At 52.8% G+C, this 16339-nt stretch carries 13 protein-coding genes; 11 read left to right on the top strand and 2 right to left on the bottom strand.

Translation table 11 applies throughout. The features are described from left to right. The first annotated feature begins 5 nt into the window (after positions 1-5). From kdsD to npr, 10 genes are all read left to right on the top strand, one after another. Positions 6-992, top strand: a complete 987-nt coding sequence (kdsD, locus tag COO59_RS14815) for an arabinose-5-phosphate isomerase KdsD (RefSeq protein ID WP_103060543.1) — start codon at positions 6-8, stop codon at positions 990-992. Between the two features lie 17 nt (positions 993-1009). Beyond that, a complete protein-coding gene (kdsC, locus tag COO59_RS14810) occupies positions 1010-1576 on the top strand; it encodes a 3-deoxy-manno-octulosonate-8-phosphatase KdsC (protein WP_103060542.1) in 567 nt (188 codons plus the stop codon). After that, complete coding sequence (lptC, locus tag COO59_RS14805; protein ID WP_103060541.1) at positions 1573-2148, top strand: LPS export ABC transporter periplasmic protein LptC; 576 nt, start codon at positions 1573-1575, stop codon at positions 2146-2148. Before kdsC ends, lptC begins: the two co-directional genes overlap by 4 nt. Then, a complete protein-coding gene (lptA, locus tag COO59_RS14800) occupies positions 2120-2671 on the top strand; it encodes a lipopolysaccharide ABC transporter substrate-binding protein LptA (RefSeq protein WP_103060540.1) in 552 nt (183 codons plus the stop codon). Before lptC ends, lptA begins: the two co-directional genes overlap by 29 nt. 5 nt (positions 2672-2676) lie before the next feature. Then, positions 2677-3402, top strand: a complete 726-nt coding sequence (lptB, locus tag COO59_RS14795) for an LPS export ABC transporter ATP-binding protein (protein WP_103060539.1) — start codon at positions 2677-2679, stop codon at positions 3400-3402. A gap of 48 nt (positions 3403-3450) precedes the next feature. After that, positions 3451-4884 (top strand): RNA polymerase factor sigma-54, encoded by a 1434-nt coding sequence (gene rpoN, locus COO59_RS14790; RefSeq protein WP_103060538.1) that lies wholly within the window; start codon positions 3451-3453, stop codon positions 4882-4884. Between the two features lie 23 nt (positions 4885-4907). After that, on the top strand, positions 4908-5195 hold the full coding sequence (hpf, locus tag COO59_RS14785) for a ribosome hibernation promoting factor (protein WP_103060537.1): 288 nt from the start codon (positions 4908-4910) through the stop codon (positions 5193-5195). 192 nt (positions 5196-5387) lie between these two features. After that, on the top strand, positions 5388-5870 hold the full coding sequence (ptsN, locus tag COO59_RS14780) for a PTS IIA-like nitrogen regulatory protein PtsN (protein ID WP_205960880.1): 483 nt from the start codon (positions 5388-5390) through the stop codon (positions 5868-5870). A gap of 70 nt (positions 5871-5940) precedes the next feature. Further along, positions 5941-6795 (top strand): RNase adapter RapZ, encoded by an 855-nt coding sequence (gene rapZ, locus COO59_RS14775; RefSeq protein ID WP_103060535.1) that lies wholly within the window; start codon positions 5941-5943, stop codon positions 6793-6795. Next, positions 6792-7064: a PTS phosphocarrier protein NPr gene (gene npr, locus COO59_RS14770; protein WP_085068341.1), complete on the top strand. Its 273-nt coding sequence runs from the start codon at positions 6792-6794 to the stop codon at positions 7062-7064. Before rapZ ends, npr begins: the two co-directional genes overlap by 4 nt. Positions 7065-7069: 5 nt before the next feature. On the opposite strand, the gene mtgA is transcribed toward npr, so the two are convergent. Continuing rightward, positions 7070-7786, bottom strand: a complete 717-nt coding sequence (gene mtgA / locus COO59_RS14765; protein WP_103060534.1) for a monofunctional biosynthetic peptidoglycan transglycosylase — start codon at positions 7784-7786, stop codon at positions 7070-7072. An 889-nt stretch (positions 7787-8675) separates the two neighbouring features. Next, entirely contained in the window at positions 8676-11009 is a 2334-nt protein-coding gene (gene arcB, locus COO59_RS14760) for an aerobic respiration two-component sensor histidine kinase ArcB (RefSeq protein ID WP_103060533.1), read from the bottom strand. Positions 11010-11868: 859 nt separating this feature from the next. Between arcB and gltB the strand changes: the two genes are divergently transcribed. After that, positions 11869-16338: a glutamate synthase large subunit gene (gene gltB / locus COO59_RS14755; protein WP_103060532.1), complete on the top strand. Its 4470-nt coding sequence runs from the start codon at positions 11869-11871 to the stop codon at positions 16336-16338. The last annotated feature ends 1 nt before the right edge of the window (position 16339 follow it).

Genomic DNA, 16339 nt, shown 5'->3' with positions numbered 1-16339 from the left:
CATCAATGACTCACATCATGCTTGAGCCGGGGTTTGATTTCCAACAGGCTGGTAAAGAAGTGCTGGATATTGAACGTCAGGGGCTGGAACAGCTCGATCAATACATTAACGATGATTTTACCCGCGCCTGCGAAATGATGTTCTATTGCCAGGGAAAAGTCGTGGTGATGGGGATGGGAAAATCGGGGCATATTGGCAAAAAAATGGCGGCAACCTTTGCCAGTACCGGCACGCCCGCCTTTTTTGTTCATCCCGCCGAAGCCAGCCATGGCGATTTGGGTATGGTCAGCACCAGCGACATTGTGATCGCCATTTCCAATTCCGGCGAATCAAATGAAATCCTGGCGCTGATCCCGGTGCTAAAGCGGCTTAAAGTGGCGCTGATTTGCATTACCAGCCGTCCGGAAAGCAGCATGGCGCGTGCAGCAGATATTCATCTGTGTGTTAAAGTTCCGCACGAGGCTTGTCCGCTGGGCCTGGCGCCGACCACCAGCACCACGGCGACGCTGGTAATGGGCGATGCGCTGGCGGTTGCCCTGCTTAAGGCGCGCGGCTTTACTGCCGAAGACTTTGCCCTTTCTCATCCAGGCGGCGCGCTGGGCCGCAAGCTGTTACTGCGCGTCAGTGATATTATGCACAGCGGCGATGAAATTCCCCATGTAACCCAGGAAGCGTCGCTGCGCGATGCTCTGCTGGAAATTACGCGCAAAAATCTGGGCATGACGGCGATCGTAGACGATCTGATGCATATCCAGGGGATTTTCACCGACGGCGATTTACGCCGCGTTTTTGATATGGGCATCGATTTTCAAAACGCTTCCATTGCCAGCGTGATGACGCCGGGCGGCATTCGCGTACGGCCCAATATGTTGGCGGTCGACGCCCTGAACCTGATGCAAAGTAAGCATATCACTGCCGTCATGGTCGCCGACGGCGACCAGCTTATCGGTATCGTACATATGCATGACATGCTGCGCGCTGGCGTAGTATAAACCGAATGGAAATAAGAATGACGCAAGAAACCGACGTCGTGGATACCTGCTACGGTAAGGTAAGCCAGGACGTAATAACACGCGCCGGTGAGATTCGCCTGTTAATCTGCGACGTTGACGGCGTAATGTCTGATGGCCTGATTTATATGGGCAACAGCGGCGAAGAGCTGAAAGCCTTTAACGTTCGTGACGGTTATGGCATTCGCTGCCTGCTGACGTCCGATATTGAGGTCGCGATTATTACCGGTCGCCGGGCTAAGCTGCTGGAAGATCGTTGCCAGACGCTGGGCATTACACATCTTTACCAGGGACAGTCCGATAAGCTTTTGGCCTTCAGGGAACTCCTGGATAAACTGTCGCTGGCCCCCAGGCAGGTTGCCTACGTTGGCGACGATTTAATTGACTGGCCGGTAATGGCCCAGGCCGGCTTAAGCGTTGCGGTGGCCGATGCACATCCGCTGCTGCTGGGGCGCGCTAACTATGTGACCCGCATCGCCGGTGGTCGCGGCGCAGTGCGCGAAGTCTGCGATCTTATTTTGATCGCCCAGGATAAGTTTGATGATGCCAAAGGGCAATCGATATGAGTAAAACCAGGCGTTGGATAACGCTATTGTTGGCGTTGATCGCCATTATTTTGATCGGCTGGAATCTCGCCGGTAACGATGACGATCGGGGTCAGGTGGAAACAAACGATCGGGAGCCAACCTATACCAGCGCGAATTCCAGTACCGTGGTATATAACCCAACCGGCAGCCTGAGCTACAAGCTGGTATCGGATAAGGTAACCTACTTTTCCGCCGATGAGATCAGCTGGTTTGATAATCCGCTGATGACCACCTACGACGAAAATAAGATCCCTGCCTGGTCAGTACGCGCCGACAAAGCCAAACTGACTAAAGATCGTATGCTTTATCTCTACGGTCACGTTGAAGTCAACAGCCTGGCTAAAGATGCCCAGCTTGAGCGGATCAAGACCGATAATGCGCAGGTTAATCTGGTGACGCAGGATGTCATGTCCGACGACCAGGTCACTCTTTATGGCCGCAGCTTTAATTCCACTGGTATGAAGATGCGCGGTAACTTACGGACAAAAACGGCCGAGCTGATTGAAAAGGTCAAAACAAATTATGAAATCAATGAACAACCACAGCCTTAAACTGCTGCTTATCAGTACTCTGCTGGCCGCCAGCGTTCCGGCCTTTGCGTTAACCGGCGACTCTGAAAAGCCGGTTAATATCAATTCGGCCAATCAGGCGCTGGATATGCAGGGCAATGTCGCGACCTTTACCGGCAACGTTATCGTGACCCAGGGGTCGATTAAAATTACTGCGGATAAAGTAGTCGTTACGCGTCCCGGCGGCGATAGCAAAAAAACCGTAGTCGATGCCTACGGTAATCCGGCCACGTTTTATCAGCTACAGGACGACGGCAAACCGGTAAAAGGCCACGCGGCGAAGATGCACTATGAGCTGGCGAAAGATTTCGTCGAGCTCACCGGCAATGCCTATATCGAACAGCTGGACAGCAATGTTAAAGGCGATCGCATTACCTATCTGGTCAAAGAGCAGAAAATGCAGGCCTGGAGCGAAGGCGATAATAAGCGCGTCACGACGGTGCTGGTGCCTTCGCAGCTGCAGGACAAGCCCGCTTCATCTACCAGCCAACAGAAGAGCCGCTGATACCTATGGCAACACTAATCGCTGAAAATCTGGCAAAAGCCTATAAAGGCCGCCGCGTGGTAGAAGATGTCAGTCTGCAGGTTAAATCAGGCGAGATCGTCGGGCTGCTCGGTCCGAACGGAGCCGGCAAAACCACCACGTTTTATATGGTCGTGGGTATTGTGCCGCGTGATGCGGGCCGCATCGTTATTGATGAAGAAGATATTAGTATTCTGCCGCTGCACGCCCGCGCTCGGCGCGGTATTGGCTATCTGCCGCAGGAAGCGTCCATCTTTCGTCGCCTGAGCGTCTATGACAACCTGATGGCGGTGCTGCAGATACGTGAAGATCTGACCACCGAGCAGCGTGAAGATCGCGCCAAAGAGCTGATGGAAGAGTTCCATATTGAGCATCTGCGCAATAGCCTCGGCCAGGCGCTGTCGGGCGGTGAGCGCCGCCGTGTTGAAATTGCGCGTGCGCTGGCAGCTAATCCCAAATTTATTCTGCTGGATGAGCCCTTTGCCGGCGTTGATCCCATTTCCGTTATCGATATTAAAAAAATTATCGAGCATCTGCGCGACAGCGGGCTCGGCGTTCTGATTACTGACCATAACGTCCGTGAAACCCTTGCCGTATGCGAGCGCGCTTATATCGTCAGCCAGGGCCGTTTAATCGCGCACGGTACGCCGGAAGCGATCCTGGCCGATGAACAGGTGAAACGTGTCTATTTGGGTGAAGAGTTCAGACTCTGATATGGTGACAGTTATGACGGTGTTTTATCAGGAAACTTTATTCTGAATATGAAGCAAGGTTTGCAACTCAGGCTCAGTCAACAGCTTGCGATGACTCCGCAGCTACAGCAGGCGATTCGTTTGCTGCAGCTTTCTACGCTGGAACTTCAACAGGAGATACAGCTGGCGCTGGAGAGTAATCCGTTGCTTGAGCAGAGCGATAACCATGAGGAAGTCGACTCACGCGAATATGCCGAAAGCGAAACGCTCGACACGCGTGAGGCTCTTGAGCAAAAGGATATGCCGGAAGAGTTGCCGCTTGATGCCACCTGGGATGAGATCTATACGGCCGGCACGCCTTCAGGCACCGGCAATGATTATCGCGATGATGAATTACCAGTTTATCAGGGCGAGACCACCCAATCGTTGCAGGATTACCTGACATGGCAGGTAGAGCTAACGCCGTTTAGCGACACTGACCGTGCTATTGCCACCGCTATCGTCGATGCCATTGATGAGACCGGCTATCTTACCGTTACGCTGGATGAGATCCGCGATAGCATCGGCAAGGAAGATGTGGCGCTGGATGAGGTCGAAGCGGTTCTGAAGCGAGTCCAGCGTTTCGATCCGGTTGGCGTCGGCGCGCGTGATCTGCGTGACTGCCTGCTGGTACAGCTTTCGCAGTTTGGCCGCGATACGCCGTTTCTGACTGAAGCGCAGCTCATTGTCGATCGGCATCTCGATCTGCTGGCGAACCATGATTTCCGCAGCCTGATGCGCGTGACGCGCCTGAAAGAAGAGGTGCTAAAAACCGCGCTGACGCTGATCCAGTCTCTCGATCCACGGCCAGGTCAATCGATTAATACCGGTGAGCCGGAGTATGTCATCCCTGACGTGCTGGTGCGTAAAATGGGCAGCCGCTGGACGGTGGAGTTAAACGGCGACAGCGTGCCGCGCCTGCAGATCAATCAGCAATACGCCGCGCTGGGCAGTTCAGCGCGCAACGACAGCGATAGCCAGTTTATCCGCACAAATTTACAGGACGCGAAATGGCTGATTAAAAGTCTGGAAAGCCGTAATGATACGCTGCTAAAGGTAACTCGCTGTATTGTTGAACAGCAGCAGGCTTTCTTTGAGCAGGGTGAAGAGTTTATGCGCCCGATGGTGCTGGCGGATATTGCCCAGGCCGTTGATATGCATGAATCCACCATTTCCCGCGTTACCACCCAAAAATATCTGCACAGCCCACGCGGCATTTTCGAACTGAAATATTTTTTCTCCAGCCATGTAAATACCGAAGGCGGCGGCGAAGCCTCATCAACCGCCATTCGCGCGCTGGTGAAAAAGCTAATCTCGGCGGAAAACCCCGCCAAACCGCTGAGCGACAGTAAGCTTACCACCATGTTGTCTGAGCAAGGCATTATGGTGGCGCGCCGCACTGTCGCGAAGTATCGCGAGTCTTTATCCATCCCGCCATCAAACCAGCGTAAACAATTGGTTTGATCCTCACTGAGAAGGAAGACGCTATGCAACTCAATATTACCGGGCAACACGTTGAAATCACGACCGCTTTACGTGAGTTTGTGAACACCAAATTTGCCAAGCTGGCCCAATATTCCGACCGGATAACTCAGGTTCATATTGTGCTAAAGGTAGAAAGAGTCCAGCAGATAGCGGAGGCAACGCTGCATGTCAGCGGCGGCGAGCTGCATGCCACGTCGGAAGCAGAGGATATGTACGCGGCGATCGATGGTTTAATCGATAAGCTGGCGCGCCAGCTAACCAAGCATAAAGACAAGTTAAAACAACACTAACCTTCACGCGGCTGAAGGAAAAAACAGGCCGTCAGGTTGCCGGATACGGTAACATGCACAGACCGGGGGCGAGCTCTTTCGCCCCGTTTTTCCATTCACGCCGGCTGGCGAAGTTTTTACTGCTTTTCTCGTCGCAAGACGCGTAAAGTAACGCGATGTGCCAGTAACTGTGAACACGCAAGTGAAACTATGATGAATAACGAACTCTCACTGGAACTCAGCTCTGTACTTAGCCTTGACTGTACCCGCAGCGGCGTACATTGCCAGAGCAAAAAGCGGGCACTGGAAATCATCAGTGAACTGGCTGCCAGACAGCTTAACCTGCCCCATCAGACGGTTTTTGAAGCTATTCTGACGCGCGAACGCATGGGCAGCACCGGTATCGGTAACGGTATTGCGATCCCTCACGGCAAGCTGGAAGAAGATACGCTGCGCGCCGTTGGCGTTTTTATCCGCCTCGATCAGCCTATCGCTTTTGATGCCATTGATAACCAGCCGGTCGATTTACTGTTTGCCTTGCTGGTGCCGGCGGATCAATGTAAAACACATCTACATACCCTTTCACTGGTAGCAAAGCGGCTGGCTGACAAAACCGTTTGCCGTCGTCTGCGGGCGGCGCAAAGCGATGAAGATTTGTATGAAATCATCGCCGCGACGCCAGAAGAAAATCACTAATTAGTCAGCTTGCGCTTTTGCCCGCACCGGCATAGCCCGGTAATCGCGGGTTGGATGGGGAGATAACTTAATGGTGCTGATGATCGTTAGCGGTCGTTCAGGCTCAGGGAAATCCGTCGCGTTACGCGCGCTGGAAGATATGGGGTTTTACTGTGTAGATAACCTGCCGGTAGCGTTACTGCCCGATCTGGCAAGCTCGCTGGCCGAGCGCAATATTTCCGCAGCCGTCAGTATTGATGTGCGCAATATGCCGGAATCGCCGGACGTGCTGGAAAAAGCATTAACCAGCTTGCCCAGCAGCTTTTCACCTCAGCTGCTGTTTCTGGACGCCGATCGCAATACGCTTATCCGCCGCTACAGTGATACCCGCCGCCTGCATCCGCTTTCCAGTAAAAATCTGTCGCTGGAAAGCGCCATTGATGAAGAGAACGATCTTTTAGAGCCGTTACGCTCACGCGCCGATCTGATTGTTGATACTTCCGAAATGTCCGTACATGAACTGGCTGAAATGCTGCGTACCCGCCTGCTTGGCAAACGCGAGCGCGAATTGACGATGGTCTTTGAATCGTTCGGCTATAAGCATGGTATTCCTATCGATGCCGATTATGTCTTTGACGTCCGTTTTCTGCCGAACCCTCACTGGGATCCCAAACTACGTCCGATGACCGGTCTCGATCGCCCCGTGGCGGCATTCCTCGATCGACATACGGAAGTTCATAACTTTATTTACCAGACGCGCAGCTATCTGGAACTCTGGCTGCCCATGCTGGAAACCAATAATCGCAGCTATTTAACCGTCGCCATTGGCTGTACCGGCGGTAAACACCGTTCCGTTTATATTGCCGAACAGTTAGCCGATTACTTCCGTTCACGCGGTAAAAATGTTCAGTCCCGTCATCGTACGCTGGAAAAACGTAAATCATGACCGTCAGACAAACCGTTGAAATTAAAAATAAGCTGGGTATGCATGCGCGCCCGGCGATGAAGCTGTTTGAACTGGTACAAAGTTTCGACGCTGAAGTGCTGCTGCGCAATGAGACGGGCACCGAAGCCGAAGCCAGTAGCGTCATTGCGCTGTTGATGCTCGATTCGGCAAAAGGCGGTCATATTGAAATTGAAGCCAGCGGCCCGCAAGAACAGCAGGCGCTGGCAGCCGTGATCGAACTTTTTGAAGCGGGCTTCGACGAAGAGTAGACCCGCTACAGTTTATGCCGTTGAATAAAGCCCACGCCGCCCAGCTGGCTCATCTGCCGCATGATCCACGCCTGACGCTGCCGTACATAGCCTGAGGGCGCATCGGCGCGAAAGCGCAGCGGATTCGGCAGTACCGCTGCCAGAAGCGCCGCTTCTGACAGCGTCAGCCGGCTGGCGGGCTTATGAAAATAACGCTGCGAAGCGGCCTCAACGCCAAATACCCCGTCGCCAAATTCGGCAATATTCAGATAGACCGTCAGAATACGTCTCTTACTCCATACGCCTTCCAACCCCAGCGTTAATCCTGCCTCCAGGCCTTTACGCAGCCAGCTGCGACCATCCCACAGAAATAAATTTTTTGCCGTTTGTTGAGATAGCGTAGAAGCGCCACGCAGCCGCCCGTTCTGCTTATCAAGTACGGATTCAATCGCCTCGACGTCAAATCCCCAGTGAACCGGGAATTTTTGATCCTCTGCGGCAATCACCGCCAACGGCATCCAGGGAGAAATATTATCTCTGGAGACCCAGTCAGAATGCGCTACCCATGCGACATTCCCCGTTAGCCATGCCGAAACCTGGCGTTCTGCCATAACGGCTGAAAACGGCACCGGCAAAAAGGCAAACAGCGCCATTTCGGCCAACCATAGTCCCGCAATTAACATCACCAGTCGCGCTAACCAGCGCCGGGCCATGCTCAGGAAGCCCCCTTTATTTTTCTTCATTTGCTCTTTTCCATTACTGATTTTTTCACTTATTAATTACGTCTGTTACTGCCTTTTCTTGTCCGTTAACCGCAGGGCGCAAAACCTGTTAAAAAAACGGCTTTTCTTCACTACGCCTTCTGATTCAGAAGTTTAGCGTTTGTAAAATTCTTCTTGCATCAATGGCTTCCGTCGCGGCGGAATCGGTTCCAAAGTTTAGTTCGCTTGCTGTTTTATCGCGGCTTACTCTGAAAACCCGCCCATTACCCATAAGAAAAAACATTTGAATAATTTATAAATAGGTTGATAAAGCACCATTCGAGGGGTTAAAAAGACAAAATTAACTGAAGTTAACTACTCACTGGCTACCCGCCCGGTTCCCTTTTTACTCTTTTTATTTCTCCCTGTTCCGTCTGCTGCCCGTTGTCGCCGCTTGCGGGCAAACAACGCGGTTAAAGGGCCAGGCCCAACTTTTTCATCGCCGGTTTCAGGTCAGGGTTATCTTTAAATATTATATTTAAATACAATGAGTTAATTAAATATATCACACAGGATAAGTACGGATTATTGTTAAAAAATGAGAACCTAAGTATGGCTTATCAAGGCTGGAAGATTTTTGTAATGAAATCCTTTACAAAAGCTTAAATTGACGCCAAGATAGGGCCTCAGTTAATTCCTTGCTTGACTGTGTCAGTAAATTAATGTTTTCTGTACAGGAACGCTGGCGCACATCACATATTTTAATGAATCATTTAACAGAGACATTGAGATTTGCTAAGGTGTGTCAAAGCGTTAACCAATACCATGCTTGTGCCGCTTGTTAACTCTTCTAAGAAATGGCCTGAGCAAACTTTTTCCCTGGTGTTGGCGCAGTATTCGCGCACCCCGGCACAAGCCGGGGTCATTTTTTTCAGCGTCCCGCTTCCTGTTGTTCAATCCATTCACGCAATACGGCCACATCATGCCGCCATTCTTGCCTGAGTTCGTCAATCCATTCCTGAACATTGTCCCACCAGGCAGGCAACTCCGGACTTTGGATCTGTTTCGCTAACTGTTGCAGATGCTGTAATCCAACCGAGCCCGCTGCGCCTTTGATTTTGTGCCCTTCCTCAGCAATGCCCTTTTGATCACGCGCCATCATGTTGGAATCCAGCACCGCCAGATAGCCCGGCAACAGCTGCTCAAACATATCAAGACCGCGGGTGATAAGTGATGGGCCAACCAGATCGATATATTGCTCCAGCATAGGCAGGTCAAGTAACGCCAGTTTCTTTTCATCCAGCTGCGTGTGCGGCTCGATCGGATCATCCTGATAGTCCCAGAACTTTTTGATCATCGCCGTTAACGCCGGCACCGCCAGCGGTTTGCTGAGTACGTCATCCATGCCCGCATCCAGATACTCTTTTTTATCCTTCAGGACATTGGCCGTCAGGGCCACCAGCGGCGGCAATACCTGCCCGCTAAAGCGCTGATGTATTGCGCGAGCCACATCCAGACCGGTCATATCCGGCAGCTGAATATCCAGCAACACCAGATCGAACTCGTCGGGATCAAACATATCCAGGGCTGCCTGTCCGGTCATGGCGACTTCGACGCTATTTCCCAGCTTCTCTAATACAGAACGCGCGACAATGACGTTTAGCTCAATATCTTCAACCAGCAGCACGTGCAGCGCAGGCAGCGGCATCTCATCAGCCGGCATTTCATCCTCGACTTCTTCAGCGATGTGCGGCGCGCTCAGCGTCACCGTAAAACATGCGCCTTCGCCAGGCTGGCTGCGCACGGTAATATCGCCGCCCATGGCCTGTGCTAAACGTCGTGACACCGCCAGGCCGATACCGGTGCCGGTAGCGGGTTTACCGCCGTGCTGATCTTTAACCTGATAATACATCGCAAAGATTTTATCCTGCTCATCAGGCGGAATTCCCATTCCCGAATCTTCAACTTCAAAGCGCAGTTTTTCTGCCTCACAGGAAACCCGCACGATAATTTCACCCTGCTGAGTAAACTTCACCGCGTTACCAATCAGGTTCCACAGGATCTGACGCAGACGTGTGCCGTCAGCAATGATCTTATGGGGCAGCGGCAGCTGAGGTTGCAGTACGAACTTCAACCCTTTCGGCTGGGCTAACAGGCCGGACAGGTTTTCCAGGTCAGCGAGGAAGCCGGTAAAATCGAGCGGCTGATTATCAAGCTGTACCTTACGGCGCTCGATCTTATCCATCTCAATAACATCATTAAAAATATTGCCCAGCGTTATCGCGGAAACATGGATGGTTTTGAGATATTTCAGCTGTTCCTGATTCAGTTCGGTATCCAGCAGAATACGGCTGAGCCCAACGATGCCGTTCAGCGGCGTACGCAGCTCATGGCTGATGGTTGAAATAAAGGTGGTCTTCTCGCGGCTGGCATTCTCCAGCGCGTCCTGATAGCGCTTACGCTCCGTAATATCGCGGCCAAAGCCCATCAGGCCGCTGCGTTTGCCCACGCGGTCATAGTAAGGCACTTTACGAATCTCAAAGCAGGCTTTGCGGCCATCGGGATATTGCAGCCACTGCTCATACGTTAGCGAAACGTGGTGGCGGAATACTTTCTCATCCGTTTCCAGTACTTTTGTCGCCGCTTCTTCATCGTAAACATCTTTTGGCGTCAGGCCGATCAGCTGTTTTTCACTTTTTCCGGTCAGCAGCTCCATCGCCCGGTTACAGCCGGAAAATTGCTGATCGATATTGCGGTAAAATACCAGGTCCGGCGAGGCATCGAGGAAAGATCGCAGAAAAGAGGTTTGTTGCTCCAGTTCGATTTGCGCTTGCTCGCGGCGCGCCATCTCCTCTTTTAGCTTATCCACCACCAGTAAACGCGCCTCTTCCGCTTTGATACGGTCGGCGATTTCCTGGTTAAGCTGACTAATGGTCTCTTTCATCTGCTGGTTCAGTTCCAAATCGCGCTTGCGCATCTCCTCCAGCTTATCCACCAGCCGGGCCAGCCGCTGTCGCGACTCTTCCAGTTGCTCAACCACAACCGATAAAAAGTAAACGGCCCACGGCGTAATTAGCAGCCCAAAGAAAACGGAGCGCACCATATCAATACTTTCAACATGACCGCGCAGCAACATGGTGACCGCCATCTGCACGACCATAGCCAGCACGACCAGCGCCGAGGCTAACAGCAGAGAAAAGCGAATCAGCCCCAGCTTTACCATTAAATCGACATAATATTGCGCCAACAGGCGAATTTGTTTCATATCAGCTTCCTTCCGGGTCTCTTTTTCCATCATACCCCACTTTAATGCCAGCGGGACGTGACAGGCTCAAACTCGCCTTCCACAGGGAAATAGCCGGACCTGCACTATTAAAGTGCATATAAATCCGTTTTACCCGGTAAAGGAAGTTAGCGGGTCAAAAATATTGACTATTTTATTAAGTCGCTTACATTGAAGGGCCCTGCTTAAAACAGGCTTATTTCCTCACATCTGATGCTTTTCAAGACAATGCCCGCGCAATGTCTTTAGTCCTCTTTTATTTCAACGAATAATCATTCAAATTAAGCAGCTTTTTAGTCAATATTCGCTTGATTAATTTTCCTTATAACTCTCATTGAGTTAATACAAAAAAAACGCCATAAGAAAAACAGATATATCCTGCACTTCAGCGGGATTTAATAGCAGGAAATTCTGCAATACGCGCCAGCACCAGCATGGTGCAGAGATTTGACCGCTACCCTATAGTGATACAGCTCACACTCTGCTTTGAAGCAGGCAAGGGGCGCACAGCACAAAATTTCGCACAAATTACTTTAAAAACAAAAAGTTAATCAAACAAAGCGAGAAAAAGCGTAGGTAAGAACGCTATTTGACCTCTTTACGCTTTCCCGATAAGTTGGAAATCCGCTGGAAGCTTTTCGGATGAGTGTTCCACTCATCATATTTATGCAGTAATTGAGATTCCCTCTGAAACAAGTCCGCAATACTTGTGACACCGATGCCTGAGGCTATGAATGGGAGCATGCGACATGTGCGCGTATGATACGCAATCCTGCCGCCAGCCCTTTCTACGCCCGCCGTCGATGCCGGGGATCCGCAGAGCCTGGGGAGGTTCACTGAAATGTTGTACGATAAATCCCTTGAAAAGGATAACTGTGGTTTCGGCCTGATCGCTCATATTGAAGGCGAACCCAGCCATAAAGTAGTGCGCACCGCGATCCATGCCCTGGCTCGTATGCAGCACCGCGGCGCAATTCTTGCTGATGGCAAAACCGGAGACGGCTGCGGCCTGCTATTACAAAAACCCGACCGTTTTTTCCGTATCGTTGCCCAGGAACAGAACTGGCGCTTAGCTAAAAATTACGCGGTCGGTATGCTGTTCCTGAGCCAGGACGATGAGCAAGCCCGTATCAGCCGTCGCATTGTCGAAGAAGAAGTGCTGCGCGAAACCTTATCGTTCGTTGGCTGGCGCGATGTGCCGACGAATCAGGACGTGCTGGGCGAAATAGCCCTCTCCTCTCTGCCGCGCATTGAGCAAATTTTTATCAACGCCCCCGCTGGCTGGCGTCCGCGTGATATGGAACGCCGCCTGTATATGGCGCGTCGTCGTATCGAAAAGCGTATTGAAGCGCTGGGCGATAAAGAGTTCTATATCTGCAGCTTCTCCAACCAGGTCAACATTTATAAAGGTCTGTGTATGCCGGCGGATCTGCCGCGCTTCTACCTTGACCTGGCGGATCTGCGTCTGGAGTCGGCCATTTGCCTGTTCCACCAGCGTTTCTCCACCAATACCGTACCGCGCTGGCCGCTGGCCCAGCCGTTCCGCTATATGGCGCACAATGGTGAAATCAATACCATTGCCGGCAACCGTCAGTGGGCACGCGCGCGCGCCTATAAATTCCAGACGCCGCTGATCCCCGATTTGCAGGATGCCTCCCCGTTCGTTAATGAAACCGGCTCCGATTCCAGCTCTATGGATAATATGCTGGAGCTGTTTTTGAGTGGCGGGATGGACCTGATCCGTGCGATGCGTCTGCTGGTACCGCCGGCCTGGCAAAATAATCCGAATATGGACCCGGAGCTGCGCGCCTTCTTTGACTTCAACTCGATGCATATGGAGCCGTGGGACGGCCCGGCCGGCATCGTAATGTCTGATGGCCGCTATGCCGCCTGTAACCTCGATCGTAACGGCCTGCGCCCGGCGCGCTATGTGATTACCAAAGATAAGCTCATCACCTGCGCCTCTGAAGTCGGCATCTGGGATTACCAGCCGGATGAAGTGCTGGAAAAAGGCCGCGTAGGTCCGGGCGAGCTGATGGTTATCGATACGCGTGCTGGCCGCATTCTGCATTCTGCAGAGACCGACAACGATCTGAAAAGCCGACATCCCTATCAGTCATGGATGGAGAAAAACGTTAAGCGTCTGGTGCCGTTTGAGGATCTGCCTGACGAGCAGGTTGGTAGCCGCAAACTGGATGATACAACGCTGGCCACTTACCAGAAACAGTTCGGCTACAGCAGCGAAGAGCTGGACCAGATTATTCGTGTGCTGGGAGAAAACGGCCAGGAAGCGGTCGGATCGATGGGCGATGACACGCCATTCGCCGTGCTTTCCAGCCGTCCACGCATTATTTATGACTATTTCCGCCAGCAGTTCGCGCAGGTGACTAACCCGCCGATCGATCCGTTGCGCGAAAATCACGTGATGTCGCTGGCGACCAGCATCGGCCGTGAGATGAATGTCTTCTGCGAAGCGGAAGGCCAGGCGCATCGCGTCTCGTTTAAATCGCCGATCCTGCTCTATTCCGACTTCCGTCAGCTGACGACGCTGGAAGGCGAATACTACCGCGCCGATACGCTTGACTGCACTTTTAACCCAGCCGAACAAACGCTGGAAGCGACGATGCACCAGCTCTGCGATCGGGCTGAAAGTATGGTACGTAACGGTACGGTGCTGCTGGTGCTGTCCGATCGTGCCATTGCGGAAGATCGTCTGCCGGTTCCGGCGCCGATGGCAGTTGGCGCGATTCAGGCTCGCCTGGTTGAAAAAAACCTGCGCTGTGATGCCAATATCATCGTTGAAACCGCCAGCGCGCGCGATCCGCATCATTTCGCCGTGCTGCTGGGCTTCGGCGCGACGGCTATCTATCCTTACCTCGCCTATGAGTCACTGGCGAAAATGGCCGACAGCGGCATTATTGAGAAAGATTATCGTACGCTCATGTTGAACTACCGTAACGGTATCAACAAAGGCCTGTATAAGATCATGTCCAAGATGGGCATTTCAACCATCGCCTCTTACCGCTGCTCTAAGCTGTTCGAAGCGGTTGGCCTGCATAAGGAAGTCTCCTCGCTCTGTTTTCAGGGCGTCGTCAGCCGTATTAACGGCGCCAGCTTTGCTGATTTCCAACAGGATCTGGTTAACCTGGCAAAACGCGCATGGCTTCAGCGCAAACCGCTCGATCAGGGTGGTCTGCTGAAATATGTGCACGGCGGGGAGTACCATGCCTATAACCCGGACGTAGTGGGTACGCTGCAAAAAGCGGTGCAGAGCGGGGAATATAGCGACTATCAGCTCTATGCCCGTGAAGTAAATGAGCGCCCGGTTGCTACGCTGCGCGATCTGCTGGAGATTCAGCCAGGCACCCATCCGGTAAGGCTGGATGAGGTTGAGCCGGCCAGCGAGCTGTACAAGCGTTTTGATACCGCTGCGATGTCTATCGGCGCGCTGAGCCCGGAAGCCCATGAATCGTTGGCTGAGGCAATGAACAGCATGGGCGGCTATTCCAACTCCGGTGAAGGCGGTGAAGATCCGGCGCGTTACGGGACCAATAAAGTCTCGCGCATTAAGCAGGTTGCTTCGGGTCGCTTTGGCGTTACGCCCGCTTATTTAGTCAATGCCGATGTTATTCAGATTAAAGTGGCGCAGGGCGCGAAACCCGGCGAAGGCGGTCAGCTGCCGGGCGATAAGGTTACCCCTTATATCGCCAAGCTGCGTTATTCCGTACCGGGCGTTACCCTGATTTCTCCGCCGCCGCATCATGACATCTACTCGATTGAGGATCTGGCGCAGCTGATTTTCGATCTGAAACAGGTTAATCCTAAGGCGATGATTTCCGTGAAGCTGGTTTCAGAACCGGGCGTGGGAACTATCGCAACCGGCGTAGCAAAAGCCTATGCCGATTTAATTACGATTGCCGGCTATGATGGCGGCACCGGCGCCAGCCCGCTCAGTTCGGTAAAATATGCCGGTTGTCCCTGGGAGCTGGGGCTGGTCGAAACGCAGCAGGCGCTGGTGGCAAACGGCCTGCGTCATAAGATTCGCCTGCAGGTTGACGGTGGTTTAAAAACCGGACGCGATATTATCAAAGCCGCGATCCTCGGCGCAGAAAGCTTTGGTTTTGGTACCGGGCCGATGGTGGCGCTGGGCTGTAAATACCTGCGTATTTGCCATCTGAATAACTGCGCGACCGGCGTAGCCACTCAGGATGAAAAGCTGCGTAAAAATCATTACCACGGGCTGCCGTATCGCGTAACCAACTACTTCCAGTTTATCGCGCAGGAAACGCGGGAAATTATGGCGGAGCTGGGCGTTAAACGGCTGGTGGATCTGATTGGCCGCACTGACCTGTTAAAAGTGCTTGAAGGCTTCACGGCGAAACAGCAGAACCTGGATCTCTCTTCGTTGCTGGTAACGGCAACGCCGATGCCTGGTAAAGCGGTTTACTGTACTGAAAGCAGCAACCCGCCGTTTGATAATGGCGACCTTAACAAAGCGCTGTTACAGCAGGCGATGCCTTACGTGGAAGCGAAGCAGAGCAAAACGTTCTGGTTTGATATTCGCAACACCGATCGCTCCGTTGGCGCCACGCTCTCCGGTGCGATCGCCGCGATCCACGGCGATCAGGGGCTGGCCGCCGATCCGATCAAGGTTCATTACAGCGGTACGGCTGGACAAAGTTTTGGCGTATGGAACGCTGGTGGCGTAGAGCAAACCCTTACCGGCGACGCCAATGACTACGTAGGCAAAGGTATGGCTGGCGGCATGTTGGCCATCCGTCCGCCGGTTGGTTCGGCGTTCCGCAGTCACGAAGCGACGATTGCCGGCAACACCTGTCTGTATGGCGCAACCGGCGGCAAACTGTTTGCGGCTGGCCGCGCAGGCGAGCGTTTCGCAGTACGTAACTCCGGTGCGATCACCGTTGTGGAAGGCATCGGCGATAACGGCTGTGAATATATGACCGGCGGCATTGTTTGCGTCCTGGGTAAAACCGGCGTCAACTTTGGCGCCGGGATGACCGGCGGCTTTGCCTATGTGCTGGATGAAGATGGTGAGTTCCGCAAGCGCGTTAACCCGGAGCTGGTAGAAGTGCTGAACGTGGACGAGCTGGCTATTCATGAAGAGCACCTGCGCGGTTTAATCACCGAGCATGTTCAGCATACCGGATCGGCGTATGGCGAAGAGATTCTGGCTAACTGGCCAGAGTGGTCGTCCAGGTTTGCGCTGGTCAAACCCAAATCCAGTGATGTCAAAGCATTGTTGGGGCATCGTAGTCGTTCCGCAGCCGAGCTGCGGGTGCAGGCGCAGTAAG

The organism is Mixta theicola, assembly GCF_002895925.1.
Classification (GTDB): domain Bacteria; phylum Pseudomonadota; class Gammaproteobacteria; order Enterobacterales; family Enterobacteriaceae; genus Mixta; species Mixta theicola.
The sequence above is the reverse complement of the archived record's forward strand: the minus strand, read 5'-3'. Positions and strand labels throughout refer to the sequence as shown.